Below are 21,198 nucleotides of genomic sequence, written 5' to 3'. Positions count from 1 at the left end.
CCGGGCCCAGGTGTTCAACCGCGCGGTTTCGTAACGGTGTTCCGTCCGCGCCGTAACACTTTCCCGGTGCGCTTCTCACCTTTCTCTCATCTCTTGAGTCCGCTGAACACCCCCCGGCATACTGCGTGTTCCGGGGGGTTGACGCGCATGCGTACGGGATGTCCCCCGGCCGGGTGAACGGGGAATTCGCCCGGTACTCCATCTCCCAGGGGGAGTTTTGCGCAGACAAGTGAAAAAAGCGGCGGCGGCCACCGTGGCCACCGCCGCTGCCGTTGCCCTCGCCGCGGGAATGACCAGCCCGGCATCGGCGAAGCCCGAGCAGCAGCGCGCGGCCGGTGCCGCCTCCTCGCTCACGGCCAAGCACCGCGTCACCCTGATCACCGGTGACCGGGTCGCCGTGGACGCCAAGGGCCGCGTCGTCGGCCTTGACCGTGCCAAGGGACGCGAGCACATACCCGTCGAGATCCGCAAGGCCGACGGGCACACCCTGGTCATACCCGCCGACGCGGCACGCCTGGTCGCCTCCGGCACGCTGGACCAGCGGCTGTTCGACGTCACCGAACTCAACAAGGCCGCCACCCGCAAGGCACAGCGCAACGGCCTGAAGGTCATCGTCGGCTACCGCGGCACGGCCACCGCGGCCAAGTCCGACGTCCGTGACGCGGGCACCCTGCGGCACAGCCTGAAGTCCCTCAACGCGGACGCGGTGCAGACCCCGGTCAAGGACACCCCGGAGCTGTGGGACGCCGTCACCAACGGCGACCGAACCGCCTCCGGCATCGCGCATGTCTGGCTGGACGGCGTCCGCAAGGCCAGCCTCGACAAGTCCGTGCCGCAGATCGGCGCCCCCACCGCGTGGGCGGCCGGCTACACCGGCAAGGGCGTCAAGATCGCCGTCCTGGACACCGGGGTCGACGCGACCCACCCGGATCTGAAGAACCAGGTCGTCGAGTCGAAGAACTTCACCCCGGCCGCCGACGCCACCGACCACTTCGGCCACGGCACGCACGTCGCCTCCATCGCGGCCGGCACCGGCGCCAAGTCGGGCGGCACCTACAAGGGCGTCGCCCCCGACGCGAAGATCCTCAACGGCAAGGTGCTGGACGACACCGGCTCCGGTGACGACTCCGGCATCCTCGCCGGCATGGAGTGGGCGGCCCAGCAGGGCGCCGACGTCATCAACCTGAGCCTCGGCGGCTACGACACCCCCGAGATCGACCCGCTTGAGGCGGAGGTCAACAAGCTCTCCGCGGACAAGGGCATCCTGTTCGCCATCGCCGCGGGCAACGAGGGCCCCGAGTCGGTCGGTTCGCCGGGCAGCGCGGACGCCGCGCTCACCGTCGGCGCCGTCGACGACAAGGACGCGCTGGCCGACTTCTCCTCCACCGGGCCGCGCAACGGCGACGGCGCCATCAAGCCCGATGTCACCGCGCCCGGCGTCGACATCACCGCCGCCGCGGCCCCCGGCAGCGTCATCGACGAGGAGGTCGGCGAGAAGCCGCCCGGCTACCTGACCATCTCGGGTACGTCGATGGCCACCCCGCACGTCGCGGGCGCCGCCGCGCTCCTCAAGCAGCAGCACCCCGACTGGGGCTACGCCGAACTGAAGGGCGCCCTGACCGGCTCGACCAAGGGCGGCAAGTACACCCCGTTCCAGCAGGGTTCGGGCCGCATCCAGGTCGACAAGGCCATCAAGCAGTCCGTCATCGCCGAACCGGTGTCGCTGAGCTTCGGCACCCAGCAGTGGCCGCACACCGACGACCAGCCGGTCACCAAGCAGCTGACGTACCGCAACCTCGGCGACAAGGACGTCACGCTCGACCTGACCGCCACCGCCACCAACCCCAAGGGCCAGGCGGCCCCTGCGGGCTTCTTCACGCTCGGCGCGACCAAGGTGACCGTCCCCGCGGGCGGCACGGCCTCCGTCGACCTGACCGCCGACACCCGGCTGGGCGGCACCCTCGACGGCGCCTACTCGGCGTATGTGACCGCCACTGGCGGCGGCCAGAGCGTGCGCACGGCCGCCGCGGTGCAGCGCGAGGTCGAGTCGTACGACGTGACGCTGAAGTTCATCGGGCGGGACGGCAAGCCGGCCCCGTACTACAGCGCCGACCTGACCGGTGTCTCCGGCCTGGCCCAAGGCAAGTGGCTCACCCCGTACGACGCCTCCGGCACGGTGAAGGTGCGCGCGCCCAAGGGCACGTACGTCCTCAACTCCGCGGTCTTCGCCGACCCGGAGGACGCCACCAAGGGGATCGACTGGATCGCGCAGCCGAAGCTGAGCGTCACCAAGAACCAGACGCTCACGCTGGACGCGCGCAAGGCCAAGCCGGTGGACATCACCGTCCCCGCCACCGCCAAGTCCGAGTTCGCCATGCCCGAGTTCGACATCCAGACGAGCGACGGCGTGTACGGCTACGGCTGGTTCCTGGACTCCTACGAGAACTTCCACAGCGCCGGTCTCGGCCCGCAGATCACCGACGGCTCGCTGTACCAGCAGTGGGACGGGCACTGGAGCAAGGGCGCCAAGGAGCAGTACGACATCACCCGCGGCGGCTCCGTCAAGCAGCTCGCCACCGGCTACACCAAGCACTACAAGGCGTCCGAACTGGCCACGGTGAAGGTCGCCATGGGCGCGGCGGCGAGCGGCAAGAAGGGCGTGATCGGCGCGTACGGCTGGCTGCCGGGCGGCACCGGCTCCTCCTCCATCGGCATCCAGCAGTCCCTCCCGGGCACCCGCACCCTGCACCTGTCCGCGCAGGGCGGCGTGCAGTGGCAGTTCGACTTCGAGCAGGACGGCGGCGTCGACCCGGAGGGCTTCCCGATCGGCGAGGCGTACTACACGCTGGGCGGGCCGCAGACCTTCAAGGCCGGCAAGAGCTACTCGAAGACCGTCAACAAGGCGGTGTTCGGGCCGCGCCTGAACACCGAGTTCGGCCTGTTCCGCGAGGGCAACCAGATCTACGGCTCGGTGCCGCTGTTCGCGGACGGCGCCAAGAACGCCGGCTCCTCGAACTTCACCTCGGTGACCACGACCCTGTACCGGGGCAGCACCAAGGTGGGCTCCAACGACGACCCGCTGTTCGGTGAGAAGGCGTTCAAGGTCCCCTCCGGTGACGCCCAGTACAAGCTGACCACCTCGGTGAAGCGGAGCGTCAAGGTCGCCGCCGCCTCCACGCGGATCGACGCGAGCTGGACCTTCCGCTCGAAGAAGCCGACCGGCAGCACGATCGCCAAGCTCCCGGCCTCCACGGTCCGCTTCAACGCCAAGACCGGCCTCGACAGCCGGGTGACGGCCGGCCAGAAGGCCACCTTCCCGGTCACCGTCGAGGGCGCCGCCGCGGGCCGCAACCTGAAGTCCCTCACGGTGTACGTGTCGTACGACTACGGCCAGACCTGGAAGAAGGTCGACGTCAAGCACGGCAAGATCACCGTGAAGAACCCGGCCAAGGGGAAGGCCATCTCCTTCCACGCCAAGATCGCCGACAAGAAGGGCAACAAGTCGACGATCTCCATCTACAACGCGTACTACGCCAAGTAGCCGCCTGGTAACCGCACCCACCAGGGGCATGACGGACCCGGTCCGTCATGCCCCTGCGTGGTGTCACGGCGACGACGGCACGCGGGCGGCGTCCCGGCCCCAACTGGCCAGCAGACGCAGCCCGTCCGCGGACGCTGAACCCGGCTCCGCGTGGTAGGCGACCACCGACTGGTCGCCGTCGCCGGTCACCTTGAACGTCTCGAAATGCAGCGACAGCTCCCCGACCAGCGGATGATGCAGCCGCTTGACGCCATGGGTCTTCTCCTGGACGTCGTGCCGCGCCCACAGCCCCCGGAACTCCGCGCTCTTCACGGACAGCTCGCCGACCAGCGCGGACAGCCGCGGATCGTCGGGATAGCAGCCCGCGTCCATACGCAGGGTGCACACGATGTCGATCGCCTTCTGCTCCCAGTCGACGAACAGATCCCGGTACTCGGGCCGCAGGAACACCAGCCGGGCCCAGTTGCGCTCGCCCGCCGGCAGCTCCGCCCAGTCGCCGAAGACCGCCGCCGCCATCCGGTTCCACGCCAGGATCTCCGAGCGCCGCCCCACCACATACGCCGGTACGCCGTCCATTGTGTCCAGCAGCTGTGTCAGCGCGGGCCGCACCTGCTGGGCCCGCCCCAGCGCCTTCTTCTTGTGCTGCTTCCCCTTGGCGAGGTGCGTCAGATGCGCCTGCTCGGCGTCGTCCAGCCGCAGCGCCCGGGCGATCGCGTCCAGCACCTCGGCCGACACGTTCCGCCCGTTGCCCTGCTCAAGCCGTGTGTAGTACGCCACCGACACCCCGGCCAGCTGGGCCAGCTCCTCGCGGCGCAGCCCGGGCACCCGGCGGTGCCGGCCGAAGTCCGGCAGCCCCACGTCCTGCGGCTTCAGCCGGGCCCTCCTGGTGCGCAGGAACTCGCTCAGCTCGGCGCGCCGGTCCAGCGGACGGCCTGCGGATTCGGGCTGTTCGTCCATGGCCCCAGTATCGGCCGTATTCCATGGTCGTACGTCCCTGTTCCTGACCCCGCCAGTAGTAGGCACGCCGGTCGTAGGCAGAAGCGTGACCTGGGCGGACGTCCACCGGTGCGGCACGCTGGACGTCGTACCCGGCCGGAAGGCAGCCGGGCACCACCCCCCTGCTAGGAGAAACAACGGCATGACCACTGTTGCTGCGTACGCCGCTCCCGCCGCGAAGGCCCCCCTGGAGCGGACCACGATCGAACGGCGCGCGGTCGGTGAGTTCGACGTCCTGATCGACGTCAAGTTCGCCGGTATCTGCCACTCCGACATCCACCAGGCCACCGAGGGCTGGGGCACCGCGATCTTCCCGATGGTGCCCGGCCACGAGATCGCCGGTGTCGTCTCCGAGGTCGGCCCCGGCGTGACCAAGTACGCCGTCGGCGACCGCGTGGGCGTCGGCTGCATGGTCGACTCGTGCCGCGCATGCGACAACTGCAAGGCCGGCCTGGAGCAGTACTGCGTCAAGGGCGCGACCTGGACGTACAACGGCGTCGGCAAGGACGGCGAGCCCACCTACGGTGGCTACTCGCAGAAGATCGTGGTCGACGAGAACTACGTCGTCCGCATCCCCGACGGCCTCGCCCTGGACGTGGCCGCGCCCCTGCTGTGCGCGGGCATCACCACCTACTCCCCGCTCAAGTACTGGAACGTCGGCCCCGGCAAGAAGGTCGCCGTCGTCGGCTTCGGCGGCCTCGGCCACATGGGCGTCAAGATCGCGCACGCGCTGGGCGCGGAGGTCACCGTCCTGTCCCAGTCCCTGCGCAAGCAGGACGACGGCCGCCGGCTGGGCGCCGACCACTACCACGCCACCGGCGACCCGGAGACCTTCCAGAAGCTGAAGGGCACCTTCGACGTCATCCTGAACACCGTCTCCGCGCCGTTCGACTTCGCCCCGTTCCTGGCCCTGCTGCGCACCGGCGGCGCCATGGTGAACGTCGGCCTGCCCGAGGAGCCCGTCGAGATCACGCTGTCCTCGCTGTTCGGCAACCGCCGCTCGGTGACCAGCTCCAACATCGGCGGCATCGCGGAGACCCAGGAGATGCTGGACTTCTGCGCCGAGCACGGCCTGGGCGCCGAGATCGAAGTGATCCGCGCCGACGAGATCAACGAGGCGTACGCGCGCGTCCTGGCCAGCGACGTCCGCTACCGGTTCGTGATCGACACCGCCACCATCTGACCGGCCCGGCCCCGGCCGTGGGGCCCGGGAGCCGGCACCCCGGCGCTGACTTAAGCAAGCCTTGCCTTGGTTTGTGCCGGGGTATGTTGGTGGTGAGGAGGTCCCTACGATGACCGTGAACCTGAACCACACCATCGTCGCAGCGCGGGACAAGCAGGCCTCGGCCAAGTTCCTCGCCGACATCCTCGGACTCCAGGTCAGCCCGGACTTCGGTCCGTTCACGCCCGTCGAGATACCCAACGGCGTGACGCTGGACTTCATGGAGACGCACGACGACACCATCGCCCGGCAGCACTACGCCTTCCTCGTCTCCGAGGAGGACTTCGACACGATATTCGCCCGCATCGAAGACGCCGGACTGACCTTCTGGGCCGACCCGGCACACCAGCGCCCCGGACAGATCAACACCAACGACGGCGGTCGCGGGACGTACTTCGAGGACCCCAGCGGCCACAACCTGGAAATCCTCACCCGGCCGTACGGCAGCGGAGGCTGAGCCGGGAAGAGCGAACCGGGAGACGAAAACCCGGAAGAAAAAGGACGGCGCTGTCACACTCCCTCGCCGGGGCGGTTCATATCGGCAGGAGGGGCCCGCAGGAGGCCCACTCGACCCGACGAGGGAGCAGCCATGACGGCGTCGTCAACGTCACCCATCCTGGTCACGGGCGGAACGGGCACCCTGGGCGGCCATGTCGTACCGCTGCTGCGGGCGGCCGGCCACGAGGTGCGGATCCTCACCCGCAGGCCCCGGCCGTCCGCGGACGGCATCACCCACCTCACCGGCGACCTGCTGGCCGACGAGGGAGTCGAGGCGGCGGTGGCGGGAGCCCGGACGGTGCTGCACCTGGCGGGCGGCCCCAAGGGCGACGACGCGGCGACCCGCGCCCTGGTGCGGGCCGCGTCGGCGGCCGGCGTACGCCACCTCGTCTACATCTCCGTCATCGGCGCCGACCGGGTCCCGCTGGCCTGGGTGCGCTCGAAGCTGGACGCGGAGCGGGCGATCGCCGAGTCCGGCATCCCGTGGACGACACTGCGGGCGGCCCAGTTCCACGACCTGGCCCTCACCATGGTCGAGAAGATGACGAAGCTGCCCGTCCTGCCGGTCCCCGGCGGGCTGCGCCTGCAACCGGTCGACTCCCGCGAGGTGGCGGCCCGGCTGGTGGACCTCACCCTCGGCGCCCCCGCCGGCCTGGTCCCGGACCTGGCGGGCCCCCGCCGCTACGACCTGGCCGCCCTGTCCCGTCCGTACCTCGACCTGCGCGGCCGGCGCCGGCGTCCGACCCTGCCGGTCCGCATCCCCGGGAAGGCGGGGCGCGCCTACCGGGCCGGCGCCAACCTCGCCCTGGAGGGCGCGCAGACCGGCAAGCGCACCTGGGAGGACTTCCTGGCGGAGCGGCTGGGATAGCGAAGTCACCGCCCGCACGGGGCGGTCGGAGCGGTGCGCCGGCGGATCGCCGCGGCCGTCACCGCGTGCGCGGTCGCGTCGCGGACGGGGCAAGCAGCACGCGGCCACGCCGTGCCCGTACCGCCGGTTCCGCGCGTTCACGGGGGCCGCTCGCCGACTGCACCGGGACCATCGCGGTTTGCGGTCCACCGCAGGACAGGACGGCAACTCCGGCCCCGGGGCGGTCAGTTCGGCAAGGACGCCGGGCTGCCGCCGTTCGCCTCGAACCCCGCCACCGCCAGCGCCCGGTACACGGCGAACTCCGCGGCCGGATCGGCGGACAGCGTCCACGGCAGCGCGCCGACATGCCCGTCCACATGCACCAGCTCGTTCATCGCCTCCGCCCAGCGCTCGGCGCGGACCAGGAAGAAGACCAGCAGGTGACGCACATGGGCCAGCATCGGGTCGTCGGGGCGGGCCGCGTGCACCGCGTACAGCGCGCCGTGCATCGCCTTCGTGACGACCTCGCTCTGATAGAAGCCGCTGACCAGGTTCACCTCGGGAAGGTGCTCGAAGACCGCGAACAGGGGCATCGCGGCCAGCAGGGAGCCCTGCGGGGCACGGGCCGCGGCGGCCTCGGCGAACGAGTACGCCAGCTCACGCGAGCCGTGCCACTTCTCGCACCAGTAGTGCAGGGCCGCGAGATGGGCGCCCATGTGGGTCGGGGCGCGGTCCAGGATCTTCAGCCACAACTGCTCGAACTCCTCCCGCGGATACGCCAGTCCGCGGGCCACCGACAGCTCGATGATGTACGGGATCGGGTCGCCGGGCGCCAGCAGGGCCGCCTGCCCGCAGGCGTCCCTGGCCTCCTCCATGATGATCCGGAAGTCGTCCGTGCCCCGCGTGGACGTACGCCACGCCTGCTGCACCAGGAACTCCGCGTGCACCGCGGCGCCGCCCGCGTCCTTGGGCTGCTCGGCCCGCCACACCCGCAGCCACTGGCCGCCCGGCGTCTCGCTGACCCCGCCGGGCCGCTGCTGCAACTCCAGCGCCGCCGCGCCCGCGAAGGCCTGCACGCGCTGCCAGCGCTGCTCGCCCGCCGCCTCGGTGCCGGCCAGCAGCTGGGAGGCCGCCCGGTAGTCCTGGGTGCGCTGCACCAGGTCGAGGACGTCCAGGAGGTCCTGGTCGGGGCCGGGCATCCGGATGTCCAGGTCCTCCTCGCGCACAAAGCCGTAGTTCGCCGGGTCCGCCGCGTCCGGGTGGTCCGGTGAGACGCGCTCGATCACCCCACGCCTGCGCCGCAGGAGCGGGAGCACCACGAAGCTCAGCAGGAGCAGCGCCATCAGGACCCAGAGAATCGCCATACCTCAAGCGAACCAGACCCCTCCGACAATTGGCCAACCCACCCCATTTGACAGCGCCCCGAAGGGGCGCGGGGCTGTATCGATTTGCGGCTCCGCCGCGCGGGCGCGACCAGCCACGACGCTGCCGCAGACAACCGACGGCACAGCGCGGCACATCCCGCGGAGCGCTCCGCGCGCCGCAGGCGATCGCTAGGGAAAACCCTCCGGTTCGGGTGGGGCCAGGCGTGGCCCGGCGGCTGAAGGCGCGGGCGCACTACGCTCGGGAGCCATGAGCGACAGGCACATCAGTCAGCACTTCGAGACCCGTGCGATCCACGCGGGCAACACCGCCGACCCCCTGACCGGCGCGGTCGTCCCGCCGATCTACCAGGTCTCGACCTACAAGCAGGACGGCGTGGGCGGGCTGCGCGGCGGCTACGAGTACAGCCGCAGCGCCAACCCCACCAGGACCGCCCTGGAGGAGAACCTCGCCGCGCTGGAGGGCGGCCGCCGCGGCCTCGCCTTCGCGTCCGGCCTGGCCGCCGAGGACGCCCTGCTGCGTACGCTGCTCACCCCCGGCGACCACGTGGTCATCCCCAACGACGCGTACGGCGGTACCTTCCGCCTCTTCGCGAAGGTCGTCGCCCGCTGGGGGGTGGAATGGTCCGTCGCCGACACCAGCGATCCGGCCGCCGTACGAGCCGCCCTCACCCCGAAGACCAAGGCCGTCTGGGCGGAGACCCCCTCCAACCCGCTGCTCGGCATCACCGACATCGCCGCCGTCGCCCAGATCGCCCACGACGCGGGCGCGCGGCTCGTCGTGGACAACACCTTCGCCACCCCCTACCTCCAGCAGCCGCTCGCGCTCGGCGCCGACGTGGTGGTGCACTCGCTCACCAAGTACATGGGCGGCCACTCGGACGTCGTCGGCGGCGCGCTGATCGTGGCCGACCAGGGACTCGGCGAGGAACTGGCGTTCCACCAGAACGCGATGGGCGCGGTCGCCGGCCCCTTCGACTCCTGGCTGGTGCTGCGCGGCACCAAGACGCTCGCGGTGCGCATGGATCGGCACAGCGAGAACGCCACGAGGATCGCCGACATGCTCGGCCGCCACGCGCGCGTGACGCGCGTCCTGTACCCCGGTCTGCCGGACCACCCCGGTCACGAGGTCGCCGCCAAGCAGATGAGGGCGTTCGGCGGCATGGTCTCCTTCCAGGTCGAGGGCGGCGAGGAGGCGGCCGTCGAGGTCTGCAACCGCGCCAAGGTGTTCACGCTCGGCGAGTCCCTGGGCGGCGTCGAGTCGCTGATCGAGCACCCCGGCCGGATGACGCACGCCTCCGCGGCCGGCTCGGCCCTGGAGGTCCCGGCCGACCTGGTACGCCTCTCCGTGGGCATCGAGAACGTCGACGACCTCCTGGAAGACCTCCAGCAGGCCCTGGGCTGACCGTTGGCCAGCGCCCCGAAGGGGCGCGGGGAACTGCGCGACCAGCCACGATGTCGCCGCAGAAGACCGACGGCACAGCGCGGCACATCCAGCGGAGCGCTCACGCGCCCACGCTCACCAGCCGGTGAGCGGTGGAGTCGTCTGGGACGGCGGCTCCACCCAGGGGCGCGTCGTCGCCGCCCAGACCGTGAAGGCGACGGCCGCCGCCAGCAGGACCAGCCACAGCAGGCGCCGGGCGGCGGTCCTGCGCCGCAGCATGCGGCTGCCCCGCCGCACGGCCTCCGTGTGCAGGTCGGGCGGCACGGTGGGCGGCGGCATCCGCTCCAGGGTCCGCCGTGCGGCGGCCTCCCGCTCGGGCCGGTTCACCCGCGCCTCCCCACGTCCGCCCGCCTCATGACGGCGCCACCTTCGCGACGGCCGCCGCCGTGCCCCTCCGCGGCGGGTGCAGCAGCGTGGTCATCGCCCGTTCGCAGATCGCGCGGACCTGCTCCGCCGACAGGCCGAGCAGGGCCGCCGCCTGTTCCTCGGCGACGCCCTCGTACAACCTCAGGACGAGGATCAGACGCTCCCGCGGGCCGAGCACGGCCACCGGACTCGCGGGATGCGGGCGGGCACGCCCGAAGCCGCCGTACCGGTGCCAGGCCGAGCGCGCGAAACGGGTGGCGAGCTGCTGGCGGGCACGGTCGTAGGGATCGTCGCCGCGCAGCCGGTCCCAGCACGCGTACGTGTGCGCCAGCGCCAGCATCAGCAGGCGCCGCGCGCGTGGATTGTCGTCGGGCGCCTCGGCGGTGAGCAGCGTCGCGGCATGCAGCAACCGCCCTGCCGCGCCCGCGACGAACGCCTCGAACTCCCGGGCCCGGCGGGCGCCCTGGGACGCCTGCCGATCTCGCACCGCGCCTCCCCCTTGGCGGGGTCCCGTCCGGCACGCCGGGATTCGGCACCCGGTCGACCGCGGGACCCCGGTCTCATATGAGGACAGCGACGGCCCAAGGTCAAGACTCCGGCATCAGGAGGTCTGGGAAGTCTCCGGAGCCGGCACGCCGGACGTCGTCATCCGTGCGGACAGCGCACCGTTGAAGCGCGTCAGGAGCGCGCAGAACGTCTCGCGCTCCTCCGGAGCCCAGTCGTGTGTCAGCTCGGCCATCAGCTGACGCCTGGACGAGCGCACCTCCTCCAGCCGGGACGCCCCGCGCGGCGACAGTTGGAGCACCACCGCCCGTCCGTCCTCGGGGTGCGAGGTCCGCTTGACGAGCCCGGTGTCGACCAGCGGAGCCACCTGCCGGGTCACCGTGGACGAGTCGATCCCCATGCTCGCGGCGAGCGCCTTGACGCCCATCGGGCCTTCCTGGTCGAGGCGGTTGAGCAGCAGATACGCGGCGCGGTCCATGGAGTTGCGCACCTGTCCGACGCCACCGAGACGGGTCTGCTCCGCACGGCGGGCGAACACCGCCACCTGGTGCTGGAGCGTGTCGAGAAGACCGGTGTCACCGACGGTCGTCATGTCCATCGACATTTCAGGTGTTGTGGGCATGGCCGGGGGCTCACTTCATGAGGGCTGCTGGGATGGGGGACAGGGTACGCGGCCGGGGGGTGGACCGTACCGGCGCTGCACAAACCGGTCTCGGAGCTTGGTCACACCGGCTGTGCGCGGCTGTGAACTGCGAGACTTGGGCCATGAACCACAGCACGGCCCACTCCCCGCGTCCCGTCACCCTCGACGACGTCCGCGGAGCCCAGAAGATGCTCTCGGGTGTGGCGCGGGTGACCGCGATGGAGGGGAGCAGGTACCTGTCCCGGCTGGTGGGGGCGCCGGTGCAGCTCAAGTGCGAGAACCTGCAGCGGACGGGATCGTTCAAGCTGCGCGGCGCGTACGTGCGGATCGCCGGGCTGCTGCCGGAGGAGCGCGCCGCCGGTGTGGTGGCGGCGAGCGCGGGCAATCACGCCCAGGGCGTCGCGCTGGCCTCGTCGCTGCTCGGCGTGCACGCCACCGTGTTCATGCCGAAGGGGGCCCCGCTGCCGAAGATCAGCGCCACCCGGGAGTACGGGGCGGAGGTGCGCCTGCACGGCCAGGTGGTCGACGAGACGCTGGCCGCGGCGCAGGAGTACGCGGAGCGGACCGGCGCCGTGCTCATCCACCCCTTCGACCACCCCGACGTCATCGCGGGCCAGGGCACGGTCGGTCTTGAGATCCTGGAGCAGTGCCCCGAGGTGGGCACGATCGTCGTCGGCATGGGCGGCGGCGGGCTCGCGGCCGGCATCGCGGTCGCGGTGAAGGCGCTGCGGCCGCAGGTGCGGATCGTCGGGGTGCAGGCGGAGGGCTCGGCCGCGTATCCGCCCTCGCTCGCGGCGGGGCGGCCGGTGGCGATCCAGCACCCGGTGACGATGGCGGACGGCATCAAGGTGGGGCGGCCGGGGGACGTGCCGTTCCGGATCGTCGCCGAGTCGGTGGACGAGGTCCGCACGGTCTCCGAGGACCAGCTGTCGGCGGCGCTGCTGCTGTGCCTGGAGCGGGCCAAGCTGGTCGTCGAGCCGGCCGGGGCGAGCCCGGTCGCCGCGCTGCTGGGCGAGCCCCACGCCTTCGCCGGGCCGGTCGTCGCCGTGCTGTCCGGGGGCAATGTCGACCCGGTGCTGCTCCAGCGGGTGCTGCGGCACGGCATGGCCGCGCAGGGCCGCTACCTGGCCGTACGGCTGCGGCTGACCGACCGGCCGGGCGCCCTCGCGACGCTGTTGGGGGTGTTGTCAGTGGTGGACGCTAACGTGCTCGACGTGAGTCATGTACGGACCGATCCGCGGCTCGGGCTCACGGAGGCGGAGGTGGAGCTGCACCTGGAGACGATGGGGCCGGCGCACTGCGCCGAGGTCGGCCAGGCCCTGCGCGAGTCGGGTTACACCGTCATCGACTGAGGCGGCGCCGACCGCGCGCCGGGACCTGACGCCCGGGTCAGGAACGTCCGTGTCACTCGTTCGGCGAAATCCCATTGAGAGACGCGATACATCGCGTTATGTTGGTCTCGCTTCTCGGCAACACGCTCGCAGCTTCGCTCACCCGTCCTCCAGAACCCGGCAAGCAACTGCTGCAACTCCTGCAACTACTCCTGCAACTCCTACGACGTGGAGACACACATGCCAGGCGCCATCTATGCCGAAGGTCTGGTCAAGACCTTCGGCGACGTAAGGGCACTGGACGGCGTCGACCTCGATGTCCCCGAGGGCACGGTCCTCGGCCTGCTCGGGCCGAACGGCGCCGGCAAGACGACGAGCGTCCGCTGTCTGACGACCCTGCTGCGCCCCGACAGCGGCAAGGCCGTCGTCGCGGGCGTGGACGTCCTCAAGCACCCCGACACCGTGCGTCGCTCCATCGGCCTGTCCGGCCAGTTCGCGGCCGTCGACGAATACCTCACCGGCCGCGAGAACCTGCAGATGGTCGGTCAGCTCTACCAGATGAGGGCGAAGGCCGCCAAGGCCCGCGCCGCCGAACTGCTGGAGCAGTTCCACCTCGCGGAGGCCGCCGACCGGCCCGCGAAGACCTACTCCGGAGGCATGCGCCGCCGGCTCGACCTCGCGGCGGCCCTCGTGGTGTCGCCGCCAGTGATGTTCATGGACGAGCCGACGACCGGCCTCGACCCGCGCAACCGCCAGCAGCTGTGGGAGGTCATCAAGCAACTGGTCTCCGGCGGTACGACGCTGCTGCTCACCACCCAGTACCTCGAAGAGGCCGACCACTTGGCCCACGAGATCGCGGTGGTCGACCACGGCCGGGTCATCGCCAAGGGCACCTCCGACCAGCTCAAGGCCCGCACCGGCGGCGAGCGCGTCGAGGTCGTGGTGCATGAGCGAGAGCACATCACGACCGCCGCGGAGGTGCTGACCGGCTTCGGCAAGGGCGACACCACGGTCGAGGAGCACACCCGCAAGCTCACCGTGCCCGTCACCGGCGGCGCCAAGCTGCTCGCCGAGGTGATCCGCGAACTGGACACCCGCGGCATCGAGATAGACGACATCGGTCTGCGCCGCCCGACCCTCGACGACGTCTTCCTGTCCCTGACGGGACACCTGGCCGAGACCACGGACGGGGCGGACGAGACGGACGGGGCGGACCCCGCGGACGGCGTCCGGACAAGCCGCAAGGACACCCGCAAGGAGACCACGAAGTGAGTGCCGCCACCGACACCCCGCCGACCACAGCGCCCGGCAACCCCTTCGGGCAGTCCGTCCGCGACTCGCTGATCGTCGCCAAGCGCAACCTGATCCGCATGACCAGGATCCCCGAGATGATTCTCTTCGGGCTGATCCAGCCGGTGATGTTCGTGGTCCTGTTCACCTACGTCTTCGGCGGCTCGATGAAGATCGGCGACAGCACCGACCCGGACGTCTACAAGAACTTCCTGATGGCGGGCATCTTCGCCCAGACCGTCACGTTCGCCACCGCGGGCGCGGGTGCCGGCATCGCCGACGACATGCACAAGGGGCTCATCGACCGGTTCCGCTCGTTGCCGATGGCGCGCGGCGCGGTGCTGACCGGGCGTACCGTCGCGGACCTCGTGCAGACCGCCCTGACGCTGGCCGTGCTGGCGATAGTGGCGCTGCTCGTGGGCTGGCGCCCCGGCTTCGCGGACTCGACCAACGTCGCCAAGGTGCTCGCCGGCTTCGGCCTGCTGCTTCTTTTGGGCTACGCCTTCACCTGGATCGGCGCGCTCATCGGACTGTCCGTGCGCACTCCGGAGGCGGCGACCTCGGGCGGTCTGATCTGGCTGTTCCCGGTGACGTTCATCTCGAACGCGTTCGTGGACTCCAGCCAGATGACCCCGTGGCTGCGGCACATCGCCGAGTGGAACCCGTTCAGCGCGATCGTCCAGGCATGCCGTCAGCTCTTCGGCGACCCCGGCGTGTCCGCGTCGGGCGCCTGGCCCATGCAGCACCCGGTGTGGGCGTCGCTGATCTACTCGATACTGATCATCGTCGTCTTCCGCACCCTCGCGGTGCGCAAGTACCGCTCGGCGACCGCCTGACGGGCGGCGGCCGCACGGGGGTCGGCCACCGCCCGGCAGCGCGCGGCCCCCGGCGTCGAGGGACGCCGGGGGCCGGGGACGGCTGGGGTCAGCCCTGGTAGGGCTCGGCCTTGAGGATCTTCACCGAGGCCTTCTTGCCGTTCGGCAGTTCGTACTCCGCGTCCTCGCCCACCTTGTGGCCGATCACGCCGGAACCCAGCGGGGACTGCGGGGAGTACGTCTCGATGTCGGTGCTCGCGTATTCACGGGAGGCGAGCAGGAACGTCAGCGTGTCGTCCTCGTCGCCGTCGAAGGCGATCGTCACCACCATGCCGGGGGCGACGGCGCCGTCCGCCGATACGGGAGCCTCGCCGACCTTGGCGTTCTCCAGGAGCTGGGTCAGCTGGCGCACACGGAGCTCCTGCTTGCCCTGCTCCTCCTTGGCCGCGTGATACCCGCCGTTCTCCCGCAGGTCGCCCTCCTCGCGCGCGGCCGCGATCTTGGCGGCGATCTCCGTGCGCGCAGGACCAGACAGGTACTCCAGCTCGGCCCTGAGCTGGTTGTACGCCTCCTGGGTCAGCCAGGTGACGTTCTCGCTGGTCTGGGTCACAGGTGCTCCTCGTCGGTACTGGGAATACAAAGCATCGCCCTACCCAGAAGAATGTTCCTTCACGGATGGGCGAAACCACGAGCCTAACAATTCAACGGCAGAAGGGGGAGGACATAAGCCGTCAGAATCGTGTCAGTGCAGGTCAGGGCCTATGCGACACGGATGACCTCACTCGGCGTGGCAGCCCAGCAGCTCGGCCGTGCTGCCCCGAGAGGTCGTGCGCAGCGTGACGACCTTGTCGATGCGGGTGGCCGAGCCGGTGAAGCGGAAGTCCGCCCGGCCGACCTCGGCGCCGTCAGCCGCCTGCGAGCGCACCGTGCAGTAGCCGTCGGTCCCGGCGTCCTTGTGGACCTCCAGATGCACCTCGACCGCGTCGTCCGCGGCCTTGAAGGTGATCACCTGCCCGCTGATCTCGCTCTGCGCGACGTAGTGGTAGGCGAAGTAGCCGACCAGCGCGAGCAGGGCCGCGCCGAGCGCCGCGCCGACGATCTTGAGCTTGTGATCGGCGCGCTCGTCCGACGAACGCCCGTACCGGCCCTCGGGCAGCCGCGTGCTCGCCGTGCTCATGCTCGTCCTCTCGGCAGGAACGGGACGGGAGTCCCGACAAGGGCCACGGACCGGACCGTGGAATTATTCGCCCCCCGATTCGGTCACTATAGAAGCCGCCCGCGTGCCACTGGACCGCAACCCCTCTGAGACGTTCCCGCGGCACGGCACTATTGGATTGCACCCGAGGACCCGGGCGCCGACCTACCGAGGATTGAGTCTTGACTGACCAGCTGCGACTGATGGCCGTCCACGCGCACCCCGACGACGAGTCGAGCAAGGGCGCGGCCACCATGGCGAAGTACGTGTCGGAGGGGGTGGACGTGCTGGTCGTGACCTGCACGGGCGGGGAGCGCGGCTCCATCCTCAATCCGAAACTGCAGGGTGACACCTACATCGAGGAGCACATCCACGAGGTACGCAAGAAGGAGATGGACGAGGCCCGCGAGATCCTCGGCGTCAAGCAGGAATGGCTCGGCTTCGTCGACTCCGGGCTGCCCGAGGGCGATCCGCTGCCGCCGCTGCCCGAGGGCTGCTTCGCCCTGGAGGACGTCGACAAGGCGGCCGGCGAGCTGGTGAAGCAGATCCGCTCCTTCCGGCCCCAGGTGATCACCACCTACGACGAGAACGGCGGCTACCCGCACCCCGACCACATCATGACCCACAAGATCACGATGGTGGCCTTCGAGGGCGCGGCGGACGCCGAGAAGTACCCGGAGGCCGAGTTCGGGCCGGTCTTCCAGCCGGTCAAGCTCTACTACAACCAGGGCTTCAACCGTCCGCGCACCGAGGCGCTGCACCAGGCGATGCTGGACCGCGGCCTGGAGTCGCCGTACGGGGACTGGCTCAAGCGCTGGTCGGAGATCGAGCGCGTGGAGCGCACGCTCACCACGCACATTCCGTGCGCCGATTTCTTCGAGATCCGCGACAAGGCGCTGATCGCGCACGCCACGCAGATCGACCCGGACGGCGGCTGGTTCCGGGTGCCGATGGAGCTGCAGAAGGAGGTCTGGCCGACGGAGGAGTACGAGCTGGCGAAGTCCCTCGTCGACACCTCCCTCCCCGAGGACGACCTCTTTGCGGGCATCCGCGACAATGCCTGACATGAGCTTGAGCCTGGCACTGACGCAGTTCGTCCCTCTCGCCAAGGAGGTCGACGAGAACAAGGTCACCCCCGGCGTCCTCGGCTTCATCGTCTTCGCGGTGATGGCCCTGGCGGTCTGGGGTCTGATGAAGTCGATGAACAAGCGCATGCAGAACGTCGACTTCGAGGAGGCCCCGGACCCCAAGGCCCAGTCCGGGACCCCACCGACCGCCCCAAACCCCCGCCACAACTAGCACTCGCCGCGCGGGGCGGGTTCCGTCCGGGTGGGCCTTCCCGGTCCGGTCGGCCCTTGCTCGTCGCACGGTCGTCAGCGGCGGGTCCGCCGCTCACCGCGGGGCCGTTCGTCCGGTCGACGCCACCGCCGGCGTGGTACCGACGGCTCGGCGCCATCGTGCGGTCGGTACCGGCGGCTCGGCGCCATCGTGCGGCTGGCACCGGCGGCTCGGCGCCATCGTGCGGCTGGCACCGGCAGGCCAGACGCCCACCGCTGGGCGGGGTCTGGCCGAGCGGGCGCTCACGGCGCGGCGCCACCGGCAGGCCCCGTGCTCACCGCGAGGACCGGCTCCGCCCCGTCGGCGCCATCGCGCGGCTCGGCACGGGTAGCCGCGCGCTCACCACATGGTCGCCTGCGGCAGGCTCGGGCTCACGCAGAGCTGGTTCGGTCCGGTCGCCGTCATTGTGTGGTTGGCGGCGGGCTTGCGGGCAGCGGGCTTATTGGGGGGCTGGGGTGGGGACGCCCATGATTTCGCGGGCGTGGCGGTTGGGGACCATGCCGAGGCGCCAGGCCTGCCAGCCCGCCTCCAGTTGTACGCCGCGCTCCAGCAGCAGCCCGTACGCCGCCAGATAGCCGGCCAGCTTGGCGTCCCGGTTGGCGTGCGGCGCACGGCCCAGCTGGGCCAGTTCCTCCTGGGCCACCGCCGTGCCGACCTCCACCCCACCGGGGGCGGCATAGGGCAGCAGCGTGCAGCGCAGGAAGCGGGCCCAGTCCTCGCCGCGCCGGTCGCCGTACGAGGTGAACAGGCCGATCGCCTCGTCGCACAGGGCCAGTGCCTGCTGGGTGCGGGCGTTGCCCGCGTCCACGACCGCCAGTTCCAGACAGGTCCACGCCTCGCCGTGGGTGACGCCGATGCGCTGGAAGTCGGCGCGGGCGTCCACCAGGAGCTGGCGGGCGAACCCGGAGTTGCGCAGCGAGCCGGTCCGGGCGGCGCGCTGGTCCCGGGTGACGCGGGCCGAGTGGTGGCGGGCGCAGGCCAGGCCGTAGACGTCCCGCATCCGGGAGAACATCGTCCGCGACCGCTCCAGCTCGCGTACGGCACGGTCCAGGTCGCCCGTCTCCTCCAGGGCCTGCCCGAGGTAGTAGAGCGTCCATGCCTCGCCGCGCGCGTCCTCGTTGTCCCGGTGCCGGACGGCGGCCTGCCGCAGCGCGTCGGCCGCCTGGGCCGCGTCGCCGTCGAGGAGCCGGGCCCGGGCCAGCTGGGTGAGGGCCCACGCCTCGCCGCGGGCGTCCCGGGTGCGGCCGTAACGGTCGAGGGCGGCCTGCAACTCCCGCTCCGCACGCGGTACGTCGCCCATCCGCAGCGCCAGCTGGCCGAGCTGGAAGTGCGCCCATGCCTCGCCGTGCACCGAGCCGCCCTCGCGGTGCAGGACCAGGGACCGTTCCAGCAGGTCCAGGGCCTCCGGCAGCCGGGCCCTGTCGCGCTGGACCGCGGCCAGGGCGTGCATCGTCCACGCCCGGTCGGTGGCCAGTTCGGGCGCCGCCTGGAGGTCCAGCGCCTCCTGGAGCTTGGCGGCGGCCTCCGTGAGGCTGCCCTGGTGGTGCAGCGTGATGCCCAGGGAGCACAGGGCGCGGGCGGCGCCCGCGTCGTGATGGGCCTCCAGATACAGGTCGACGACCGAGCTGAGCGTCGTACGGGCCTTGTCCAGCTCGCCCAGCTGCCGGGCGGCGATGCCGGTGCGCCACTGCACCGAACGGATCAGCAGGCCCTGGTCGACGGCCTGGGCCAGCTCGCTGATCTCACCAAGGCGGTACAGGTCGCCGCGCAGCAGGCAGTAGTCGCACAGCGCGCCGAGCAGGTTCAGCACGGCCGCCTGGTTGACGCCCTCCGCGTGGCGCAGCGCCGCCGTGATGAAGCTGGACTCGTCGTCCAGCCAGCGCAGGGCCTCGTCCAGGGAGGTGAAGCCGTGCGGCCCGAAGCGGTCCGAGCGGGTCGACATGTTCCCGTCGACCAGGCGGAGCACGGAGTCGGCCAGCTCGCCGTAGTTCTCGATCAGCCGCTCCTGCGCCGCCGTGCGCTGCGCCGGGTCCTCCTCGTCCAGGAGCCGGGCGTGGGCGAACGCGCGGACCACGTCGTGCAGCCGGTACCGGCGGCCCCGCACATGGTCGATCAGGCCCGCCCGGGCGAGCGCGGCCAGCCGGCGGGAAGCCTCCGCCTCGTCCGTGCCGAGCAGGGCGGCGGCCGCCGCGGCGCCGAGGGAGGCGCGGCCGGCCAGGGCGAGCCGGCGCAGCAGCCGGCGGTCCGTCTCCGACTGGTCGGTGTAGCGCAGCCACAGGACGCGTTCGACCGGATCCACCGGGCCGTACGCATCGAGGTCCGTGGCCAGCCGGCGCGGTGAGCGCGGGCCGAGCGACGAGCCGGCGATGTGCAGGGCCAGCGGCAGCCCGCCGCACAACTCCCGGACACGGTCCGCGGATTCGGCGTCGTAGGGACCCGAAGCGTCCTGTGCGGCGGCGCCCAGCAGCTCCTCCGCGCCCGCCGCGTCCAGCGGTTCGACCGGCAGGTGGTGCATCCAGGCCGGGAGGTCAGCGGGCAGCCGGAGCGGCTGCTCGGCGGTGATCAGGACCAGGCTGTCGGAGCGCTCGGGGACGAGGGTGCGGATCTGCTCGGGGTCCGAGGCGTCGTCGAGAACGATGGTCACCGGCAGGCCGGTCAGATGCTGGTGGTACAGCTCGCTGAGCCGCTTCAGCTGCTGGTCGGGGGAGGAGCGCTCACGGAACAGCAGTTGTTCGCGGGGTGCCCCGAGCCGGTTGAGCAGGTGCAGCAGGGCGTCGCGGGTCGGCAGCGGCGGCTCCTCCCGGCTGCCTCCGCGCAGATCGACCACGACCGCGCCGCGGAAGTGGTCCCGCAGGTCGTGTGTGGCACGGACCGCGAGCGTGGTGCGGCCCGAGCCCGGCCTGCCGTGCAGTACGACCACCGTCGGCCGGGTCTCCGTGCTCGCCCGGGCCGCCTGCACCCACTGCCTGAGCCGCGCCATCTCCGGCCGGCGCCCGGCGAACGGGCCCTCGGGTTCGGGGAGTTGCCCGAAGGACTCCTTGAGTACGGTGCGCCTGCGGGCCGCCGCGCTCTTGTCCGAGCCGCGCAGTTGCGGGCCCGTCTTCTTCGGGCCCGTGGAGGCGCTGAGCACCCGCTGCTGGTCGAGGAAGGGCCGGATGCCGCGTACCTCCAGTGCCGTCAGCCACTGCAGCCGCAGCTGTTCGGGCCCGCCGGGCTGGCCGGCGGCGCCCGCGCGGTGGTGTGCGGCCGGCAGATGGGAGCCGGCCACCTTCACCACGGTGGCGGCGGCGCCCACGACGCCCACGGCCACGCCCGCGCCGAGCGCCGTGCCCGCCCCGGTGCCCAGCGACAGGTCGGTCACGGCCGCGGCCACCGCGGCAACGCCTGCCACCAGCAGGGGAGTTCCGGCGCCCTCCTTCGCATACCGCTGTCCGAAGGTCAGCCGGCCGGCCTCCGTCTCGTCGAGCGCGTGCGTGTACGCGGCGTACTCCTCGGCGGCCGTCTGCGCCATGGCGTCCAGCGAGCCGCGCGCCCGCGACAGCAGTACCTGCCCGTCGATGCGCCCGCCCGAGCGTCGTACCTCCTCCTCGACGGCCCGCACCACCAGCCGCTCGGCCTCGGCCCGATGGCTGTCCCGCATGTCCCGTCCCCCTTAGGCGGCAACTCCGTTGGCTACGAGTGTCCTTCGCCTGAGGCGTGAGCGCGAGGGGGCGGCGATCACGGAGGGCGGCGAACGTACGGAAGCGGTCGAGCGGGACCGCCGCGACCGTACGCCCTACGGTCCGG

18 protein-coding genes are annotated in these 21,198 nt (G+C 71.4%); 10 read left to right on the top strand and 8 right to left on the bottom strand.

Features of this window, described 5'->3' with window-relative positions; genetic code table 11:
* The first annotated feature begins 289 nt into the window (after positions 1-289).
* On the top strand, positions 290-3,541 hold the full coding sequence (locus ACIRFL_RS02550; protein ID WP_404023276.1) for a S8 family peptidase: 3,252 nt from the start codon (positions 290-292) through the stop codon (positions 3,539-3,541).
* Between the two features lie 63 nt (positions 3,542-3,604).
* Here the strand turns inward: ACIRFL_RS02550 and ACIRFL_RS02545 are convergent, their stop codons facing one another.
* Positions 3,605-4,498 carry a helix-turn-helix domain-containing protein gene (locus ACIRFL_RS02545; RefSeq protein WP_404023274.1) on the bottom strand — a complete coding sequence of 298 codons (894 nt, stop codon included), beginning with the start codon at positions 4,496-4,498 and terminating at the stop codon, positions 3,605-3,607.
* A gap of 181 nt (positions 4,499-4,679) precedes the next feature.
* Here ACIRFL_RS02545 and ACIRFL_RS02540 point away from each other — a divergent pair, with 181 nt between their 5' ends.
* The 3 genes from ACIRFL_RS02540 to ACIRFL_RS02530 all read left to right on the top strand — a co-directional run bounded on the left by ACIRFL_RS02540 (position 4,680) and on the right by ACIRFL_RS02530 (position 7,125).
* On the top strand, positions 4,680-5,720 hold the full coding sequence (locus tag ACIRFL_RS02540; RefSeq protein WP_404023273.1) for an NAD(P)-dependent alcohol dehydrogenase: 1,041 nt from the start codon (positions 4,680-4,682) through the stop codon (positions 5,718-5,720).
* 109 nt (positions 5,721-5,829) lie between these two features.
* Positions 5,830-6,216: a VOC family protein gene (locus tag ACIRFL_RS02535; RefSeq protein WP_404023271.1), complete on the top strand. Its 387-nt coding sequence runs from the start codon at positions 5,830-5,832 to the stop codon at positions 6,214-6,216.
* Positions 6,217-6,348: 132 nt separating this feature from the next.
* Complete coding sequence (locus ACIRFL_RS02530) at positions 6,349-7,125, top strand: SDR family oxidoreductase (RefSeq protein WP_404023270.1); 777 nt, start codon at positions 6,349-6,351, stop codon at positions 7,123-7,125.
* 224 nt (positions 7,126-7,349) lie between these two features.
* Here ACIRFL_RS02530 and ACIRFL_RS02525 read toward each other — a convergent pair whose 3' ends face one another.
* The gene (locus tag ACIRFL_RS02525) at positions 7,350-8,468 is read right to left on the bottom strand and encodes a hypothetical protein (protein ID WP_404023268.1); all 1,119 of its coding nucleotides are present in this window, start codon (positions 8,466-8,468) and stop codon (positions 7,350-7,352) included.
* A 268-nt stretch (positions 8,469-8,736) separates the two neighbouring features.
* On the opposite strand from ACIRFL_RS02525, the gene ACIRFL_RS02520 reads away from it, so the two are divergent.
* On the top strand, positions 8,737-9,891 hold the full coding sequence (locus tag ACIRFL_RS02520) for a cystathionine gamma-synthase (RefSeq protein ID WP_404023267.1): 1,155 nt from the start codon (positions 8,737-8,739) through the stop codon (positions 9,889-9,891).
* Between the two features lie 114 nt (positions 9,892-10,005).
* Here ACIRFL_RS02520 and ACIRFL_RS02515 read toward each other — a convergent pair whose 3' ends face one another.
* The 3 genes from ACIRFL_RS02515 to ACIRFL_RS02505 all read right to left on the bottom strand — a co-directional run bounded on the left by ACIRFL_RS02515 (position 10,006) and on the right by ACIRFL_RS02505 (position 11,404).
* The gene (locus ACIRFL_RS02515; protein WP_404023266.1) at positions 10,006-10,257 is read right to left on the bottom strand and encodes a hypothetical protein; all 252 of its coding nucleotides are present in this window, start codon (positions 10,255-10,257) and stop codon (positions 10,006-10,008) included.
* Positions 10,258-10,282: 25 nt separating this feature from the next.
* Complete coding sequence (locus ACIRFL_RS02510; protein WP_404023264.1) at positions 10,283-10,783, bottom strand: sigma factor-like helix-turn-helix DNA-binding protein; 501 nt, start codon at positions 10,781-10,783, stop codon at positions 10,283-10,285.
* A gap of 114 nt (positions 10,784-10,897) precedes the next feature.
* A complete protein-coding gene (locus ACIRFL_RS02505; protein WP_404023561.1) occupies positions 10,898-11,404 on the bottom strand; it encodes a MarR family winged helix-turn-helix transcriptional regulator in 507 nt (168 codons plus the stop codon).
* A gap of 161 nt (positions 11,405-11,565) precedes the next feature.
* Between ACIRFL_RS02505 and ilvA the strand changes: the two genes are divergently transcribed.
* The 3 genes from ilvA (at position 11,566) to ACIRFL_RS02490 (ending at position 14,900) form a co-directional block, all read left to right on the top strand.
* Complete coding sequence (gene ilvA, locus ACIRFL_RS02500; protein ID WP_404023262.1) at positions 11,566-12,795, top strand: threonine ammonia-lyase; 1,230 nt, start codon at positions 11,566-11,568, stop codon at positions 12,793-12,795.
* Positions 12,796-13,014: 219 nt separating this feature from the next.
* Complete coding sequence (locus ACIRFL_RS02495; protein ID WP_404023261.1) at positions 13,015-14,046, top strand: ATP-binding cassette domain-containing protein; 1,032 nt, start codon at positions 13,015-13,017, stop codon at positions 14,044-14,046.
* Entirely contained in the window at positions 14,043-14,900 is an 858-nt protein-coding gene (locus ACIRFL_RS02490) for an ABC transporter permease (RefSeq protein ID WP_404023260.1), read from the top strand. Before ACIRFL_RS02495 ends, ACIRFL_RS02490 begins: the two co-directional genes overlap by 4 nt.
* A gap of 88 nt (positions 14,901-14,988) precedes the next feature.
* On the opposite strand, the gene greA is transcribed toward ACIRFL_RS02490, so the two are convergent.
* Positions 14,989-15,489, bottom strand: a complete 501-nt coding sequence (greA, locus tag ACIRFL_RS02485; protein ID WP_404023258.1) for a transcription elongation factor GreA — start codon at positions 15,487-15,489, stop codon at positions 14,989-14,991.
* Positions 15,490-15,657: 168 nt separating this feature from the next.
* Positions 15,658-16,056, bottom strand: a complete 399-nt coding sequence (locus ACIRFL_RS02480; protein ID WP_404023256.1) for a DUF4307 domain-containing protein — start codon at positions 16,054-16,056, stop codon at positions 15,658-15,660.
* A gap of 200 nt (positions 16,057-16,256) precedes the next feature.
* Here ACIRFL_RS02480 and mca point away from each other — a divergent pair, with 200 nt between their 5' ends.
* Positions 16,257-17,138 (top strand): mycothiol conjugate amidase Mca, encoded by an 882-nt coding sequence (gene mca, locus ACIRFL_RS02475; protein WP_404023254.1) that lies wholly within the window; start codon positions 16,257-16,259, stop codon positions 17,136-17,138.
* 1 nt (position 17,139) lies between these two features.
* The gene (locus ACIRFL_RS02470; RefSeq protein WP_404023252.1) at positions 17,140-17,373 is read left to right on the top strand and encodes a hypothetical protein; all 234 of its coding nucleotides are present in this window, start codon (positions 17,140-17,142) and stop codon (positions 17,371-17,373) included.
* 478 nt (positions 17,374-17,851) lie between these two features.
* On the opposite strand, the gene ACIRFL_RS02465 is transcribed toward ACIRFL_RS02470, so the two are convergent.
* A complete protein-coding gene (locus ACIRFL_RS02465; RefSeq protein WP_404023250.1) occupies positions 17,852-21,052 on the bottom strand; it encodes a tetratricopeptide repeat protein in 3,201 nt (1,066 codons plus the stop codon).
* Positions 21,053-21,198 lie beyond the last annotated feature (146 nt).

This window comes from Streptomyces sp. NPDC102462, assembly GCF_044765425.1.
GTDB lineage: Bacteria > Actinomycetota > Actinomycetes > Streptomycetales > Streptomycetaceae > Streptomyces.
This window is presented reverse-complemented; position numbering and strand designations above follow the sequence as displayed.